Source organism: Nocardia sp. NPDC050378 (assembly GCF_040655675.1).
In the GTDB taxonomy this organism is placed as follows: Bacteria; Actinomycetota; Actinomycetes; order Mycobacteriales; family Mycobacteriaceae; genus Nocardia; species Nocardia coubleae.
This window is the reverse complement of sequence record NZ_JBFAKI010000002.1, coordinates 64110-80510: the sequence shown is the minus strand read 5'-3', so window position 1 is coordinate 80510 and position 16401 is coordinate 64110. Positions and strand designations below refer to the sequence as shown.

The window sequence follows — 16401 nt, the reverse complement described above, 5'->3', positions numbered from 1 at the left end:
TGCACGCTTATTCGGAATGGAGAAATATCGTGGGTATCGACTCGAACCGGTCGGTCACGCTGGAACCGGTCGTCGTCGGCACCGGTCCGGTGTCACCCGCCGACGTGGTGCGGGTGGCCCGGGAGGGTGCCGCGGTGCGGCTGGCCGAGGAGGCGCTGGCCGCCATGGGAGAGAGCCGGGAGCGCATCGAGGCGCTGGCCGCCGACCCGCGACCGGTGTACGGGGTGTCGACCGGGTTCGGTGCGCTCGCCGTGCGCCACATCCCGCAGGAGTCGCGTAAGCAATTGCAGCGCAGTCTCATCCGCTCGCATGCCGCCGGATCGGGGGCCGAAGTGGAGCGGGAGGTGGTGCGCGCGCTCATGCTGCTCCGCCTCTCGACACTGGCGACCGGCCGCACCGGCGTGCGACCGGTGGTCGCCGAGACCTACGCCGCGCTGCTGTCGGCGGGCATCACCCCGGTGGTCCACGAATACGGCAGCCTCGGCTGCTCCGGTGATCTCGCACCGCTGGCCCACGTGGCGCTCGCCGTCATCGGGGAGGGCACGGTCCGCGACGCGAGCGGCACCGCGATGCCCGCCGCCCAGGCGCTCGCCGCCGCCGGGATCGCACCGGTGGAGCTGGCGGAGAAGGAGGGGCTCGCTCTCATCAACGGCACCGACGGCATGCTCGGGATGCTGCTGCTCGCCTGTCACGATCTGCGCGCGCTGCTGCGGCTGGCCGATGTCACCGCCGCGATGAGCGTGGAGGGCCTGCTCGGTACCGACAAGGTGTTCGCCGCCGACCTGCAGGCGTTGCGCCCACAACCGGGCCAGGCGGTCGCCGCCGCGAACATGACCCGGCTGCTGGCCGATTCGGCGATCGTGGCCAGTCATGCCACCCCCGACTGCACCGTGGTGCAGGACGCCTACTCGTTGCGCTGCGCACCGCAGGTGGCCGGTGGCGCCCGCGACACCCTCGCCCACGCCGAGCGGGTCGCGGGGTACGAACTGGCCAGCGCCGTCGACAATCCGGTGGTCACCCTGGACGGTCGCGTCGAGTCCAACGGCAACTTCCACGGCGCTCCGGTGGCCTACGTTCTGGACTTCCTCGCCATCGTCGTCGCCGATGTGGCCAGCATCAGCGAGCGCCGCACCGACCGTTTCCTCGACAAGGCGCGCAACCACGGGCTGCCGCCGTTCCTCGCCGACGACCCCGGTGTCGACAGCGGCCACATGATCGCCCAGTACACCCAGGCCGCGCTCGTCTCCGAGCTCAAGCGTCTCGCCGCGCCCGCATCGGTGGACTCGATCCCGTCCTCGGCCATGCAGGAGGACCACGTGTCCATGGGCTGGTCGGCCGCACGCAAACTGCGCCGCGCCATCGACGGCCTCACCCGGGTGCTGGCCATCGAGGCGCTCACCGCGGCGCGCGCGCTCGATCTGCGCGCACCGCTGACTCCCGCGCCCGCCACGGCGGCCGTGCGCGCTGCCCTGCGCACCCGCGTCCCCGGTCCCGGACCGGACCGGCATCTCGCACCCGAGATCGAGGCCGCGGTGGAACTGGCCGCCTCGGGTTCGCTGCTCGCGGCGGCGGAATCGGTTGTCGGCCCGCTGGATTGATCGACCCGACCGCGTCGGTAGCCGAGCAAACGCCGGGAACGTCCCGTCCCGGCCCGCGCGGCTCGGTTCCTATCGGGCCGATCGGTGGCTGTTCGAACGACCGCAGGCGGTAATTGACTCGGCCCCAGGTGGATTCACCACCTGGGGCCCTTTCGTGTCGAGATCGCTGCGACGGTGCGTGGCCGCACGACTCTCGCATCGGTACCACCGAAGCGGCGACTCGGCGCAGTGCGGTGCCCGCGCAGCGTGGCCGACCCCCGGGTGCCACGAGTCGACCGGCTCAGCGGCGGACACACTTCGGCGCCGGTGGCGATGAGCCCCCGGCGCCGAACAGTCCCGGATCAGCTCTCCTGCATCGGGATTCGCACACCGCGTTCCCGGGCGACCTCGGCCGCGTGCTCGTAGCCCGCGTCCACGTGGCGGATCACGCCCATACCGGGATCGTTGGTGAGCACCCGCTCCAGCTTCTGCGCCGCCAGCGGCGTGCCGTCGGCGATACACACCTGGCCCGCGTGGATGGACCGGCCCATGCCGACACCGCCGCCGTGGTGGATCGACACCCACGAGGCGCCCGATGCCGTATTGAGCAGGGCGTTGAGCAGCGGCCAGTCGGCGACGGCGTCCGAGCCGTCGGCCATGGATTCGGTCTCGCGGTAGGGCGAGGCGACCGAACCGGAATCGAGGTGATCGCGCCCGATCGCCAGCGGCGCCGACAGCTCGCCCGAGGCCACCATCTCGTTGAAACGCAGTCCGGCGCGGTGCCGTTCGCCGTAGCCGAGCCAGCAGATACGCGCGGGCAGGCCCTCGAATTTCACCTTCTCACCGGCCATGGTGATCCAGCGCTTCAGATGCTCGTTGTCGGGGAACAGCTCGAGAATCGCGCGGTCGGTGGCGGCGATATCGGCCGGGTCACCCGAGAGGGCCGCCCAGCGGAACGGGCCGAGGCCCTCCTCGAACAGCGGCCGGATGTAGGCGGGCACGAAACCGGGGAACGCGAAGGCCCGGTCGAAGCCTCCCTTGCGGGCCTCGTCACGGATCGAGTTGCCGTAGTCGAACACCTCGGCCCCCTTGTCCATGAACCCGACCATGGCCTCGACATGCTTGGCCATCGATGCCTGCGCCTCGGCGGTGAACCACACGGGATCCTTCTCGGCCATGGTGTGCCAGTCCTCGAGCGCGACCCCGATCGGCAGGTAGGACAGCGGGTCGTGCGCGGAGGTCTGGTCGGTCACCACATCGATCGGCGCGTCCATGGCCAGCAGCGCCGGAAACACCTCGGCGGCATTGCCGACCAGACCGATCGACAGCGGCCTGCGTTCGTCGCGCGCGGCGACGGCCAGCTCCAGCGCCTGCCGCAGCGAGTCGGCCTTGGTGTCGAGATAGCCGTGCGCGATGCGGCGATCGATGCGGGCCGGATCGACATCGACACACAGGGCCACACCGTCGTTCATCGTCACCGCGAGCGGCTGCGCGCCGCCCATCCCGCCGACACCCGCGGTGAGCGTGATCGTGCCGGCCAGCGACCCGCCGAAACGTTTACGCGCCACCGCACCGAAAGTCTCGTAGGTGCCCTGCAGAATGCCCTGGCTGCCGATATAGATCCACGAACCGGCGGTCATCTGCCCGTACATCATCAGGCCCGCCTGTTCGAGTTCGCGGAACTTCTCCCAATTGGCCCAGTCGCCGACCAGATTGGAATTGGCCAGCAACACCCGCGGCGACCATTCGTTGGTGCGGAATACGCCGACCGGTTTCCCCGATTGCACGAGCAGTGTTTCGTCGGACTCGAGGGTCTCCAAGGTCCGCACGATGGCGTCGTAGGCCGCCCAGCTGCGGGCCGCGCGCCCGGTACCGCCGTAGACGACCAGATCGTCGGGGCGCTCGGCGACCTCGGGGTCGAGATTGTTCATCAACATCCGCAGGGCGCCCTCCTGCTGCCACCCCTTGGTGTGCAGCTGGGAACCGCGCGGTGCACGGACGGGGCGCGGGCCTGCGGCGGGCGCGGTGTCGTCGGTCATGTGTTCACTCCTCGAAAGACGGGTGTGTCCGGGGTCACTGAACCTCAGATTAGTGGTATAGTCCTGTCTATACAAGTAGCTGCCGAAATCGGCCGCGACGTATTCTCTTGGTCGAGCGGAGGGAAATACCGGTGGTGGCGATCGAAGTGGCCGATGCGGAGCTGGCCGCGCTCTACGGCGAGCTCGGAACCGAGTTCGCGGCATACGAGCGGGTCAAGCAGCTGATCATGGCGCAGATCAAGGGCGGCCGATGGAGTGCGGGGGAGCAGATCCCCTCGGAGAATCAGCTGGTCGCCGCGCTCGGGCTGTCGAGAATGACGATCAACCGCGCCCTGCGCGATCTCACCGCCGACGGTGCCCTCACCCGGGTGATGGGCGTCGGCACGTTCGTCGCCGCGGGCAAGGCGACCTCGCCGCTGTTCGAGGTCAGGAACATCGCCGACGAGATCGCGCGGCGTGGGCACCGGCATCGCACCGAGGTCGTCTTCGTGCGCGCCGAGCAGCTCGACGAGGGCCATCCGATCCTCGGAAACGACCTGAGCGGCACGGTGTTCCACTCACTGCTGGTGCACCGCGAGGACGAGGTGCCGATCCAGCTCGAGGATCGCTACGTCAACCCGGCCCAGGCGCCCGACTACCTCGCCCAGGACTTCACCACCGTCACCCCCAACACCTATCTGAGCGAGGTCGCCCCGCTGCTGCGCGGTGAGCACGTCGTCGAAGCCGTGCGGGCGAGCCAGGACGAGTGCGCGCTGCTCGGCATCGCCCGCGACGAACCGTGTCTGCTGATCCGGCGCCGCACCTGGTCCTCCGGCGGCCTGGTGAGCGCGGCGCGGCTGATTCATCCGGGATCACGTAATCGTCTCGAAGGCACTTTCGGTACCGAACCGGGCTGAGGGCGACTCGCGCGTTCCGGTGCCCGCGTTCATCGGCGTCGCTGAATTAACATGACCCATGAGCAAATATTTCGCAAACCGAGTTATCACCATTTCGTGACAATCGGGCGAAGGGCGTTCACCGGGCTGTAGCTTTGTTGCTGGATCGCTGAGTTCGACGTTCGCTGAGTTCCATCCATGGAGAGGGCGGAAAATGGCTACGATCACGCGACGCTCCGGGGCGACGATGGCGCCCTCGACTCTGGTAACTCTCGGTTTGATCCTCTTGATCCCGGTACTGCTCACCGCGGGCCCGATCGCCGCGTCGGCGATGATCGCGCACCACGCCGGTGTCGGCTGGTCCGGCGGGCTCGTCCTGGCCGCGATCGCGGTGGTGGTCGTCGGTTCGATCCTGGCCGCCGTGTGGTCGTTCCGGCTGGCTTGGCAGCGCGGTCACCGCCCCTTCGGTTCGCGCCCTCGCTGACAATCGCCGCGCCGCGCCGCGGGGTACTCACCCGTGGCGTGTCATCGCATGGAAATCCCCCTGAGCCGGTGTTTCACTGCCGCACAGCCCATTTCGGGGCCGTGCGGCTGTGTTTTTCGATTCGCGCGACCGCGTCACCGATTGTAGAGTCGCGAACGTAACACTTCTCGGCCGTCGAAGTCGCCGGCCACTGGACGTCTCCCGCTGACCTCTCAGCGCAGATGCGCAAGCCCACAGTGTCGTGGCAACCCTCGTGAAACCCGTACCCGCGATGAACAGTCGCGCGCTGATCGCACCCCTCCGGCCTGCTGGAGCACGTGCGTAAACGCCTGTGCCACAGCGTGTTTCATGTCACGCCGGTGATGACATCAAGACGTCCGCTGTAACTCTGTCATCAGTTACTTCTGCTCAAAAACATTGTGCTCCAGTGCTATTCGTGCACGTCAAAGCGAAACCTGCACTAGTGCTTGACAATTGGGACAACCGTCTACAAAACTACCCGTCGGTAGCCAGTGATCGGGACAACACGACCCCGACGCCCGCCGGTGGCGACACCCCTCCGACTCCTCCGCGGCGATTCCTCGAAAACCCCTGTCCACCAGGCGCAATGAGCCCTGCCGCCATCGTGACCACACCAAAGGAGTTCAGCGCTATGGACAACTCCGCGCTAGCCTCAGCCCATCGCCCCGAGGTTCCCCAGGCGGTGCACGTGGAGCACCCCGGTGACCAGGTGAGGGTCCTGCCGCGACCGGCCGGGCCGGTCGAGCAGCTCCCGCTCGTCGCCACGCGCCTGCCCGAAATCCTGCTCACCGGTGAGCATTTCGACGACATCTACCGCCATGTGCTCGCCGCGCCCGGCAAGCGGGTGCGGGCCAGGCTCGTGCTGGCCTGCGCCACCCTGCTCCCCGAGGAGCCGGGCGCCGCGGTGTCGCCGGCCGACGCGGTCGACCTGGCCTGCGCGATGGAGATGCTGCACGAATCCTCGCTGATCCACGACGACATCTGCGACGGCTCCCTGCTGCGCCGCGACGCGCCGTCGGTCCCCGCCGCCTTCGGCGTCCGCCAGGCCGCCCGCGCCGGTTTCCACATGGCGGGCGCCGCGATGAAGGTCGTGGCCCGTGTGCTCGCCGACAACCCGGCGATGGCCGAGCGCATCACCGACGCTCCCGGTATCACCTTCGCCGACCGGCTCTCGGAGCTGTCGTTCGGCCAGCTCATCGAAACGCTGCCACCCGCCATCGACGTGCCCGCGTTGCGCAGGCACTACGAACTGGTCGCGATCGCCAAGACCGGCACCCTGTTCCGGCTGTCGTGCGCCTACGGCGGCACCGCTGGTGGCGTCGACCTGGATCGCCTGCAGGCGCTGATGGTGTACGCCGACCAGCTCGCCATGGCGTTCCAGATCATGGACGACGTCCGCGACATCGAGGGCGGCCCGGGCCTCGGCAAGGACGCCGGCGGTGATCTCGAACGTCGCGTGCCGACCTGGCCGGTCATCGAGTGGCTCGAGCTGCGTGAGGGTGCCCGCGACCTGTGGCTCGACCCGGCCACACCGAGCGAGATCCTGCGCACCGACCTGGTCGACAGCGGCGCGACCAAGGCCGCGCGCGTGGTCGCGGTGACCGCCACCGAAACCGCGGCCGACGCGCTCGACGTGTTCGGCCCCTCTCCGGCGCGGGACGACCTGCGCGAACTTCTGCGGCAGGTGATCTCCCGATGAACGATGTCCGACTCCTCCAGCTGGTCCGCGGGCTGCGTGTCCTGCGTCGCGCCCCCGACCTGGCCGCCATGCGCGCCGCGCGCACGCCCGAGGAACTGGCCCGGCTCGCCCTCGTTCCGGCCGGGCGCAATCTCGGTATCGCGGTGAGTTTCCTGCCCGCCCACCAGCGGGCCGAAGCCGCCGCGGCCCTGCTCGCGTGCCGGGTGCTCGACGCCTACGAAGACCTCGCCGACCGCGACCACGCGGGTGCGGCCGTTGTGGCCGCGGCGGAATACCTCAATGGCACAAGTGATTCCGTACCGCCCGCGCTGCCGTCGACCACCGGCGTCGTGCGCGACAGCGAGGCGCTGGATCTGTTGCTCGCCGAGCGCGTCGCCGACATCCGCGCGCTGGTCGCCGGATTGTCGCCGCAGGCGCGCGAACGGGTGGCGAGCGTGCTCACCGACATGGCCGCGGTGATGGCCCGCAACCTCGACAAGCCGCTGCCGCGCGTCACCTACAGCGAGGGTGTGCTCGGCCGCGTCACCCACTACGCGTGCACCCTGGTCGCCGACGGCGTACTGCCCGAGGACGACCTGCGCGAGCTCACCGGCTGTATCGCGGTGATCGCCCAGTCGGCCAACGACCTGCGCGACGGCGAACTCGAGCTCTACGGCGCCGCCGACCGCGAGGAACTCACCCGCATGGTGATGCTGCGTCAGCTCGCCCCCACCCTCGGCGGATTCGCGCTGCTCGCCCGGCTCGGCCCCGGCACGCCGGGATTCGGCGCCCGCGCGGCCATGGCCTACATGACCATCACCACCTCGGCGTTTCTGTGTGGGGCGGTCGGTGCGCCCAAGCCGTACCGGCGTCCGCTCACTGCGTCCGTGCTGGCCGCGGGTTCGCCGAAGTACTGGACCCGGATGCTCGAGCGGGTGCGCGCGGGCGCCGACGGCGCCATCCACACCATGCTCGACGCCGCGCCGGACTTCGCGGCCGAGCGTCACGTCCCCAAGACCGATGTGCTGCGCGCCGGTGGTGAGAACTCGGCCGCGACCTCGCTGGTCCCGCTGATCGTCGACACCACCTTCGCCCTCGTGCGGGCCCTGCCCGAGGAACCGATGACCGGCGAACCGGCCGGCTCGACGGTGCGCACCATGATGATCGCCGACCACCTGGCCTTCGGGGCCATGGAGCGGGTGCCGGGCAACCGGCCCGACGCCCTGCGCGACCTCGCCGAGCGCCTGCAACAGGCAGCGCTCGCCACCGACGCAATTCGTTCATGAGCATCGTCACTACTAGCGAAGGAGCTCGCCCATGAGCACCCCAACGCCCGTCGCGCCTACCGAGAAACCGCCGTTCAGCCGGCGGGTCCTCAAACTCGAGCACGCCGCCAATGTCGGTCCGCTCGTGCACATCGCACTGTGGATGGGGATGACCGCGGCCGCCCTGTTCGTCCCCGCCGCGGGCAACTGGTACATCGCGATCCCGCTCATCATCGTGCTGTCACTGCTCAACCTCTCGCTCACCATCGGCGTGATGCACATGCACACCCATCGCCCGTTGTTCGTGTCGAAGCTGCCCAACCGGGTGGTCGACATCCTGTGCTGCCTGCCGGGCAACCTGACCGCCGCCGAGATGCGCGAGGTGCACGTCCTCAACCATCACCGGTTCAACGACGGCCCGGGTGACGTCACCGCCACCACCGGCATGGAAAAGGGTCTCGGCGCCATCTGGTACTGGATCCGCTACGGAACCATCGTCAAGATCCACACCGTGCGCACGGTGTTCGCCGCGAATCCGGCGCCGCGCCGCCGTCGCACCCGCCACCAGTTCATCTTCGACCTGGCGGTGTACTTCCTGGTCATGGCCGCGGTCTGGTACGCGGCGGGCACCGAACGGTTCGTGCTGTTCTACTGGGTGCCGTTCCTCATCACCCAGGTCAACGCGGGCTACTTCGCCTGGCTGAGCCACGCGCCGGCGCGCCAGTTCGAGGACGAACCGAGCACCTCGCTCAACAACGCGGGCAACATCCTCAACTTCCTCATCTTCAACCAGGGCTACCACAGCGTGCACCACCGCTACCCCGGTATCCACTGGAGCCAGATCCCCGACAAGCTCGATTACATGCGTGATGTCAACCCCGGCGTCATCGTGCCGTACTGGATGGTCGCGCAGTCGGGCTGGCGCCTGGTCGTGCCGGGTGGCTTCCTCAACGAGCGCTACGGCACCAAGTGGAAGGCACGCCTCGAGCAGCGCCTGGAATCGGGCACCGTCCGCAATCGCTACCTGCCGTGGTTCGCATGGATCTGATGACACCCCAGCAGGCGCGGGGCGTGCTGAGCACGCCCGGTCGGCTCGTCCCGTTCCTGTTCTCCTTCGCCGTGTACGCCTTCGCGGGCATCACGGTTCCGCTGATGCTGTTGTTCGCAGGCGGCTGGTTCCTGCCCAAGACCGTCGACAAGGGACCGCACCTGTCCGCGGTGCCCGCCGTCGCGATCGACCTGGTCCTGCTGGCCTTGTTCGCCCTGCAGCACTCGGGCATGGCCCGGCCGGCGTTCAAGGCCTTCATCACCCGCTGGGTGCCCGAAGCGCTCGAGCGGACGGTCTACATCATCGGCGTCTGCCTGGTGATGTGGGTCATCATGCTGGCCTGGCAGCCCATACCACACGTACTCTGGTCTGCTGAAGGTGCGGTGGGTATCGCGCTCGATATCGGGTTCTGGATCGGGTTCGTGCTGGTCTACGCGGCGACTCTGCTGCTGAACCATTTCCATCTACTCGGTATCAGCCAGGCCTACCGGCAGTACGTGATCCAGGTGCCGGACGCCACCGTCGACCGGTTGCAGGTCAACGGTGTGTACCGGCTGGTGCGGCATCCGCTGATGACCGGGCTGCTCGTGTCGTTCTGGTTCGCCAGGGAGTTCACGGTCGGCCACCTGGTGTGGGCGCTGGGTCTGACCGGGTACATCCTGCTCGGTACCTACCTGGAGGAGCGTGACCTGATCGCCCGCTTCGGTGCGTCCTATCGCGCCTACGCCGCACAGGTGCCCGCGTTCTTCCCGTCCGTGCGCAGTATTCTCGGCCGATCGACTCGGTAAGCGCGAGGCCGACCGCCCGGCGTCGTTCCGGTAGGAAGGATGTCGGGCGGTGAACCTGCCCGAGTTGGGAGAGGAATCGATGTGACCACGAAAACGGGCATGGTCGTAGGGATCGGGCGCGCCCACGCCAAAGCGATCCTGCTGGGCGAACACACGGTCGTGCACGGCACGCCCGCGATCGCGTTCCCCCTGCCCGCCCTGCCGGTGCGCGCCCTGGCGCGTCCGGCCGAACCCGGCAGCGGGTCGCAGGTTCCGGCCGACGGGCACTTCCGTTTCGTCGTCGGCGGAACCGACACCGCCCAGTCGGGTCCACGGGTCGCGGCCGAGGAAGCGTTGCGGCGGTGGGGAATCACCGATACTACCGTCGAAGTCGTTGTGGAGTGCGGGATTCCGCTGGCTCGTGGGCTCGGTTCCAGCGCCGCGTGCGCGGGGGCCGCGGTGCGCGCGGTCGCGGATCTGCACGGGCTCGTCGTCGAACCCGGCGAACTGTACGACCTCGTGCAATGTGGCGAACAGGTCGCGCACGGGCGCGCCAGCGGCATCGATGCCAGTGCCGTCCTGGCCAACGGTCCGATCCGGTTCCACCAGGGCCGCGCCGAGCCGATGCCGATCGGGCTCGATGCCACGCTCGTCATCGCCGACACCGGCGTGCCCGGCTCCACCCAGCACGCGGTGGCAGGCGTGCGGCGCAGGCTGGCCGAGGACCCGGTGCGGGCCAGGTCGCTGCTCGAGCGCGCCTCGGGCCTGATCGAGGCCGCGGGCGACGAGTTGTCGGCCGGTGCCGCCGAATCGCTCGGCAAGACCATGCTCGATTTCCAGGAACTGCTCGCCGAGCTGGGGGTGAGCACCCCGCACATCGACACCCTCGTCACCGCCGCGCTCGGTGCGGGTGCCCACGGCGCCAAGCTCACCGGCGCCGGTCTCGGCGGCTGTGTGCTCGCCCTCACCGAGCCCGCCTCGGCGCCCGGGGTGAGTGCCGCGCTGCGCCGTGCGGGTGCCGTGCGAACCTGGACGGTGCCGACTCGCGCCATGCACGCCGACGCCACGCCCCTGTCCGCCACGACTTCGGAACCCGGTACCCACCAATGACTTCGACCTCCGCCACCGGCGAGGCCACCGCGCTCGCCCACCCGAACATCGCCCTCGTGAAGTACTGGGGCAAGCGCGACGAAACGATGTTCCTGCCCGTCACGAGCAGCCTGTCGATGACGCTCGACATCTTCGCGACCACCACCACCGTGCGCGTCACCGACGGCCCGGCCGACGAGATCGAGTTCAACGGCACCGCCGCCACCGGGTCCGCGCATACCCGCATCGAACGCTTCCTCGACCTCGTGCGGGCCGAGGCGGGTCGTACCGAACGCGCCACTGTCGTCACCGTCAACGACGGCCCGACCGGGGCCGGGCTGGCTTCCTCGGCGAGTGGTTTCGCCGCGCTGGCCACGGCCGCGGCGACCGCCTACGGGCTCGACCTGGACGGGCGCGCGCTGTCGCGACTGGCCCGGCGCGGGTCGGGGTCGGCGTCGCGCTCGATCTTCGGCGGTTTCGTGGTGTGGCACGCGGGCGAGGGCGACGGCGAGGCGGGCGATCTGAGTTCCTATGCCGAGCCGATCGGCGGCGACGAACTCGACCCCGCCCTGGTCGTCGCGGTCGTGAACCAGACCGCCAAGACGGTGTCGAGCCGTGACGCCATGCGCGCCACCACCCAGACCTCCCCGTTCTACCGGCCGTGGGCCGAGTCGTCGATGCTCGACTTCGCCGAGATGCGCCGCGCCGTCGCCCGCGGTGACCTGGCCGCCATCGGTGAGATCGCCGAACGCAACGCGCTCGGCATGCACGCCACCATGCTCACCGCCCGCCCCGGCATCCGCTACCTCTCGCCGCACTCGCTCGCGGTGCTCGACGCCGTGCAGGCCCTGCGCGCCGACGGTGTGCTCGCCTACGCGACCATCGACGCGGGCCCCAATGTGAAGGTGCTGTGCACCCGCGCCGACGCCGCCCGAGTGGCCGCGACCGTGGAGAGCCTCGGCGATTTCGTCACCACCCGCACCGCGCACATCGGTCCCGGCGCCACGCTGCTCCCGGACACCGCGCAGGTCGGAGCCTCATGATCGCCTGTCGCGCCCCGGGCAAACTGTTCGTCGCGGGGGAGTACGCCGTCGTCGAACCGGGTCACCGGGCCGTGCTGGTCGCCGTCGACCGCTACGCCACCGCCACCGTGAGCCCCGCCGACGGCGACACCCTCCTCGGGTCCGACCTCGACGGTGGCAGTACGCTCGTCTGCCGCCGGGCAGCCGATGGCGCGCTCGTCGACCCGACCGCCGACCCAGGTGCGAGCCTCCTGTCGGGCCCGGTCGCCGCGAATCCCGTTACGACGGATCTCGCGCCCCCCACCGGAATGGTGCACGCAGGGGGCCCGGGTCGGCTCGTCGCCGCGACCGGTTCGGTTCCGGCCACGTTCTCCTACCTTTTCGCCGCGGCATCGGTGGTCGACAGGCTGATCGTCGAACGTGGAATCGCCCCGTGTCCTTACCGATTGGATGTCACCGCCGATCTGGGCGACGCCGACGGCCGCAAGTTCGGGCTCGGTTCCAGTGCCGCGGTGACCGTCGCGGCGGTGGCCGCGCTCGGCGAGTTCTACGACCTCGGCCTGAGCCTGATGGACCGCTACCGGCTCGCCATGCTCGCCACCGTCGAGGTCAACCCCCGCGCCTCCGGCGGTGACGTCGCCGCGAGCACCTGGGGCGGTTGGATCGCCTACAGCTCACCGGACCGCGCGCGGATCGCCCGGTCCGCCGTGACCGAGGGCGTCGACGCGGCCCTTCGCCTGCCGTGGCCGGGTCTTTCGTTGCGCCCCTTGCCAACTCCGACCACCCTCGACCTGCACGTCGGCTGGACCGGCACCCCCGCTTCCACCCCCGCACTGGTCGCCGGGCTCGGCGCACCCCTGGACCGCGCCGATTTCCTGGTACACAGCGATGCCTGCGTCGAACGCCTCGCCGCGGCCGTCGACGCCGACGACCCCACCGCCATCCGGACCGAAATCGACTGCGCGCGTGAGCTTCTCCTCGGACTCGACGCCGCCGAGCGGCTCGGAGTCATGACCGAACGCCTGGCCGCGTTGTGTCACGTGGCGGCCGAGGTCGGCGCTGCCGCGAAACCCTCGGGTGCCGGTGGCGGCGACTGCGGTATCGCCCTGCTCGAGAACGGCCGCGCCGACGCTGTCGCCGCACTGACCGACGGCTGGGAAGCCGCCGGAATCCGCAAGCTGCCCTTGCGGATCCACCCGTCCGAAGGAGTTCGCGCATGATCGCCGACCGCAAGGACGACCACGTTCGCCACGCGGTGAACCATCGCCGCAACCACAGCGGTGGCAACGATTTCGACTCCGTCGCCTTCGTGCACCACGCCCTGGCCGGCATCGACTCGGCCGACGTGCGGCTCGGCGTCGATTTCGCCGGAAAGCACTGGAATTCACCGCTGTACGTGAACGCGATGACCGGCGGCAGCACCAACACCGGCGAGATCAACCGGCAGCTGGCCGTCGCGGCCCGCGAGACCGGGGTCCCCATCGCCTCGGGGTCGATGAGCGCCTACTTCCGTGACCCCGCCGTCGCGGGCACCTTCCGGGTGCTGCGCGAAGAGAACCCGCACGGGTTCGTCCTGGCCAATGTGAACGCCAACGCCACCCTCGACCAGGTGCACAGCGCGATCGACCTGCTCGAGGCCGACGCACTGCAGATCCACGTGAACTCGGTGCAGGAAGTCGTGATGCCCGAGGGTGACCGCTCCTTCGCCGGGTGGCCGCGCCGCATCGAGGAGATCGTCGCGGGCGTGCCGGTGCCGGTGATCGTCAAGGAGGTCGGGTTCGGCCTCAGCAGGCAGACCGTCACGTGGCTGCGCGAGGCCGGGGTGGCCGTGGCCGACGTGGGCGGACGCGGCGGAACCAATTTCGCGCGCATCGAGAACGACCGGCGGGCGGGCGCCGACTTCGGCTTCATCGAACAGTGGGGTCAGTCGACGGCCGCGTGCCTGCTCGACTGCACCGGCATCACCGGCATCGACATCTCCGCCTCCGGCGGTATCCGCTCGCCGCTGGACATGGCCCGGGCCCTGGCACTGGGCGCCAAGGCGACCGGCGTGGCGGGAGCATTCCTGGAAACGCTCGTCGACCACGGCACCGAGGCCCTCGTCGCCAAGATCACCACCTGGCTCGATCAGCTGCGCAACATCATGACCGTCCTCGGCGCGACCACTCCCGCCGAGCTCACCGGTCGCGATGTGCTCGTCACCGGCGACCTGGCCGGCTTCTGCGCGCTGCGCGGCATCGATGTGGCCTGTCTCGCCCACCGGAGTCGCTGGTGGCGCGAATCGAACCTCCGAGAAGGAGTCATCCATGAATGACATGTCGTACGCGGCTGTCCCGATGCAGTGGGTCGGTCCGCTGCGGATCACCGGCAATGTCGTCGACGACTCCGTCGATGTGCCGCTGGCGACCTACGAGACCCCGCTGTGGCCCTCGGTGGGACGCGGCGCGCGCATCAGCACCCTCGCCGAGAAGGGCATCGTCGCCACCCTCATCGACGAGCGGATGACCCGGTCGATCCTGCTCGAGGCCGACGACGCGCTCACCGCCTACACCACGGTGCAGCAGTTGCAGGCCCGCATGCCGGAGCTGCAGGAGGTCGTCTCGGGCAGCAGCCGCTTCGCCCGGCTCATCGACCTGAACCACCAGATCGCGGGCAACCTGCTGTTCCTGCGGTTCGAGTTCACCACGGGCGACGCCTCCGGCCACAACATGGCCACGCTGGCCAGCGACCACCTGATGGACCACATCCTGTCGACCATGCCCGGTGTGCGCTACGGCTCCATCTCGGGCAACTACTGCACCGACAAGAAGGCCACCGCCGTCAACGGCATCCTCGGCCGCGGCAAGAACGTCGTCACCGAGCTGCTGATCCCGCGCGAGGTGGTCGAGGCGCGGCTGCACACCACCGCCGCCAAGGTCGTCGAGCTCAATATCCGCAAGAACCTGATCGGCACCCTGCTCGCGGGCGGAATCCGTTCCGCCAACGCGCATTACGCGAACATGCTGCTGGCCTACTACCTGGCCACCGGTCAGGACGCCGCCAATATCGTCGAGGGCTCCCAGGGCGTCACCCACGCCGAGGACCGCGACGGTGATCTGTATTTCTCGTGCACCCTGCCCAACCTGATCGTCGGTACGGTCGGTAACGGCAAGCACGCCAGTTTCGTCGAGGACAACCTGGTGCGCCTCGGCTGCCGGGCCGAACGCGAGCCCGGCGAGAACGCGCGCCGCCTCGCCGTGATCGGTGCGGCCACCGTGCTGTGCGGTGAGCTGTCGCTGATGGCCGCGCAGACCAATCGCGGTGAATTGATGCGTGCCCATACCCAATTCGAGCGGTCAACCACGAGCAACGGGACACAACGATGACCACAACGCCGGTCGGTATCCACGACCTTTCGTTCGCCACCACCCACTACGCCCTCGATCACGCCGTCCTCGCCGAGCGACTCGGGGTGGATCGCGACAAGTTCTACCTCGGCATCGGCCAGGAACGCATGAGCGTGGCCGCCGCCGACGAGGACATCGTCACCATCGCCGCAGCGGCCGCCCAGCCGATCCTGGAACGGCACGGCACCGACAACATCCGCACCGTGCTGCTGGCCACCGAGACCGGTGTCGACCAGTCCAAAGCCGCTGCCCTGTACCTGCATTCGCTGATCGGGCTGCCAAACGCGGCGCGGGTGGTTGAGCTCAAGCAGGCCTGCTACGGCGGCACCGCCGGGCTGGCGTTCGCCGCGGGCCTGATCGCGCGTGACCCGTCGCAGCGGGTGCTGGTGATCGCCGCCGACATCGCCAAGTACGAACTCGACACCCCGGGCGAGCCGACCCAGGGCGCCGCGGCGGTCGCGATGCTGGTCACCGCGAACCCGGCCATCCTCGCGCTCGACCCGATCTCGGGGCTCTACAGCGCCGACATCATGGATTTCTGGCGCCCGAACTACCGCTCCGAGGCCATCGTCGACGGCAAGACCTCGGTGAACGCCTACCAGAAGGCCGCCCAGGAGGCGTGGAGCGACTACCGCCGCCAGGGTGGGCGCGAGCTCGGCGAGTTCGCCGCGTTCTGCTACCACCAGCCCTTCACCAAGATGGCCTACAAGGCGCACCGGCACCTGCTCGAGAGCCAGGGCCACACCGCCGAGGCCGCCGACCTCGAAGCCGCCATCGGCGCCACCACCACTTACAACCGCACCGTCGGCAACAGCTACACCGCCTCGCTGTACCTCGGCCTGGCCTCGCTGCTCGACCACGCCGACGACCTCACCGGCAAGGCCCTTGCCATGATCAGCTACGGCTCCGGCAGCGTGGCCGAGTTCTTCAGCGGCACAGTGCAACCCGGCTACCGCGCGCACCTGCGCACCGAGGCCAACCAGGCCGCGATCAGCTCGCGCGAGATGCTCGACTACGACCACTACCGAGCCCTGCACGAAGCGGTGCTGCCCACCGACGGCGCCTACCACGCCATGGCCGAGGAAACCCGGCGCCCGTTCCGGCTGGCCGCGATGTCGGGCCACAAACGCATCTACGAAGCTCGGTGACC

14 protein-coding genes are annotated in these 16401 nt (G+C 69.3%); 13 read left to right on the top strand and 1 reads right to left on the bottom strand.

Annotated features, from left to right (window positions below):
* The first annotated feature begins 29 nt into the window (after positions 1-29).
* Positions 30-1598 (top strand): histidine ammonia-lyase, encoded by a 1569-nt coding sequence (hutH, locus tag AB0I35_RS04295; RefSeq protein WP_357394284.1) that lies wholly within the window; start codon positions 30-32, stop codon positions 1596-1598.
* A gap of 341 nt (positions 1599-1939) precedes the next feature.
* Here the strand turns inward: hutH and hutU are convergent, their stop codons facing one another.
* Positions 1940-3616, bottom strand: coding sequence for a urocanate hydratase (gene hutU / locus AB0I35_RS04290; protein WP_357394282.1), 1677 nt, complete (start codon positions 3614-3616; stop codon positions 1940-1942).
* A 125-nt stretch (positions 3617-3741) separates the two neighbouring features.
* Between hutU and hutC the strand changes: the two genes are divergently transcribed.
* The 12 genes from hutC to AB0I35_RS04230 all read left to right on the top strand — a co-directional run bounded on the left by hutC (position 3742) and on the right by AB0I35_RS04230 (position 16399).
* The gene (gene hutC, locus AB0I35_RS04285) at positions 3742-4512 is read left to right on the top strand and encodes a histidine utilization repressor (protein WP_357394978.1); all 771 of its coding nucleotides are present in this window, start codon (positions 3742-3744) and stop codon (positions 4510-4512) included.
* Positions 4513-4705: 193 nt separating this feature from the next.
* Positions 4706-4975 carry a hypothetical protein gene (locus tag AB0I35_RS04280; RefSeq protein WP_357394281.1) on the top strand — a complete coding sequence of 90 codons (270 nt, stop codon included), beginning with the start codon at positions 4706-4708 and terminating at the stop codon, positions 4973-4975.
* A gap of 652 nt (positions 4976-5627) precedes the next feature.
* On the top strand, positions 5628-6695 hold the full coding sequence (locus AB0I35_RS04275) for a polyprenyl synthetase family protein (protein WP_357394279.1): 1068 nt from the start codon (positions 5628-5630) through the stop codon (positions 6693-6695).
* Positions 6692-7960 carry a hypothetical protein gene (locus tag AB0I35_RS04270; protein WP_357394277.1) on the top strand — a complete coding sequence of 423 codons (1269 nt, stop codon included), beginning with the start codon at positions 6692-6694 and terminating at the stop codon, positions 7958-7960. Before AB0I35_RS04275 ends, AB0I35_RS04270 begins: the two co-directional genes overlap by 4 nt.
* A 31-nt stretch (positions 7961-7991) precedes the next feature.
* Positions 7992-8987 carry a fatty acid desaturase gene (locus tag AB0I35_RS04265; protein ID WP_357394276.1) on the top strand — a complete coding sequence of 332 codons (996 nt, stop codon included), beginning with the start codon at positions 7992-7994 and terminating at the stop codon, positions 8985-8987.
* Positions 8978-9775, top strand: coding sequence for an NnrU family protein (locus AB0I35_RS04260; protein ID WP_181699111.1), 798 nt, complete (start codon positions 8978-8980; stop codon positions 9773-9775). The genes AB0I35_RS04265 and AB0I35_RS04260 overlap by 10 nt, the downstream gene beginning before the upstream one ends.
* 81 nt (positions 9776-9856) lie before the next feature.
* A complete protein-coding gene (gene mvk / locus AB0I35_RS04255) occupies positions 9857-10864 on the top strand; it encodes a mevalonate kinase (RefSeq protein ID WP_357394274.1) in 1008 nt (335 codons plus the stop codon).
* Entirely contained in the window at positions 10861-11886 is a 1026-nt protein-coding gene (gene mvaD / locus AB0I35_RS04250) for a diphosphomevalonate decarboxylase (RefSeq protein ID WP_357394272.1), read from the top strand. The genes mvk and mvaD overlap by 4 nt, the downstream gene beginning before the upstream one ends.
* Positions 11883-13085 (top strand): phosphomevalonate kinase, encoded by a 1203-nt coding sequence (locus AB0I35_RS04245; protein WP_357394270.1) that lies wholly within the window; start codon positions 11883-11885, stop codon positions 13083-13085. The genes mvaD and AB0I35_RS04245 overlap by 4 nt, the downstream gene beginning before the upstream one ends.
* Positions 13082-14179 (top strand): type 2 isopentenyl-diphosphate Delta-isomerase, encoded by a 1098-nt coding sequence (gene fni / locus AB0I35_RS04240; RefSeq protein WP_357394269.1) that lies wholly within the window; start codon positions 13082-13084, stop codon positions 14177-14179. Before AB0I35_RS04245 ends, fni begins: the two co-directional genes overlap by 4 nt.
* Positions 14172-15230, top strand: coding sequence for a hydroxymethylglutaryl-CoA reductase (locus AB0I35_RS04235; RefSeq protein ID WP_357394267.1), 1059 nt, complete (start codon positions 14172-14174; stop codon positions 15228-15230). Before fni ends, AB0I35_RS04235 begins: the two co-directional genes overlap by 8 nt.
* Positions 15227-16399: a hydroxymethylglutaryl-CoA synthase gene (locus AB0I35_RS04230; protein ID WP_067492033.1), complete on the top strand. Its 1173-nt coding sequence runs from the start codon at positions 15227-15229 to the stop codon at positions 16397-16399. The genes AB0I35_RS04235 and AB0I35_RS04230 overlap by 4 nt, the downstream gene beginning before the upstream one ends.
* The last annotated feature ends 2 nt before the right edge of the window (positions 16400-16401 follow it).

Bases quoted from the DNA above. Each gene is read 5' to 3' on its own strand.
- hutU (WP_357394282.1), bottom strand. From the start codon at position 3,616: ATGACCGACGACACCGCGCCCGCCGCAGGCCCGCGCCCCGTCCGTGCA.
- AB0I35_RS04280 (WP_357394281.1), top strand. From the start codon at position 4,706: ATGGCTACGATCACGCGACGCTCCGGGGCGACGATGGCGCCCTCGACT.
- AB0I35_RS04245 (WP_357394270.1), top strand. From the start codon at position 11,883: ATGATCGCCTGTCGCGCCCCGGGCAAACTGTTCGTCGCGGGGGAGTAC.
- mvaD (WP_357394272.1), top strand. From the start codon at position 10,861: ATGACTTCGACCTCCGCCACCGGCGAGGCCACCGCGCTCGCCCACCCG.
- fni (WP_357394269.1), top strand. From the start codon at position 13,082: ATGATCGCCGACCGCAAGGACGACCACGTTCGCCACGCGGTGAACCAT.
- AB0I35_RS04260 (WP_181699111.1), top strand. From the start codon at position 8,978: ATGGATCTGATGACACCCCAGCAGGCGCGGGGCGTGCTGAGCACGCCC.
- AB0I35_RS04275 (WP_357394279.1), top strand. From the start codon at position 5,628: ATGGACAACTCCGCGCTAGCCTCAGCCCATCGCCCCGAGGTTCCCCAG.
- AB0I35_RS04265 (WP_357394276.1), top strand. From the start codon at position 7,992: ATGAGCACCCCAACGCCCGTCGCGCCTACCGAGAAACCGCCGTTCAGC.
- AB0I35_RS04230 (WP_067492033.1), top strand. From the start codon at position 15,227: ATGACCACAACGCCGGTCGGTATCCACGACCTTTCGTTCGCCACCACC.
- AB0I35_RS04270 (WP_357394277.1), top strand. From the start codon at position 6,692: ATGAACGATGTCCGACTCCTCCAGCTGGTCCGCGGGCTGCGTGTCCTG.
- AB0I35_RS04235 (WP_357394267.1), top strand. From the start codon at position 14,172: ATGAATGACATGTCGTACGCGGCTGTCCCGATGCAGTGGGTCGGTCCG.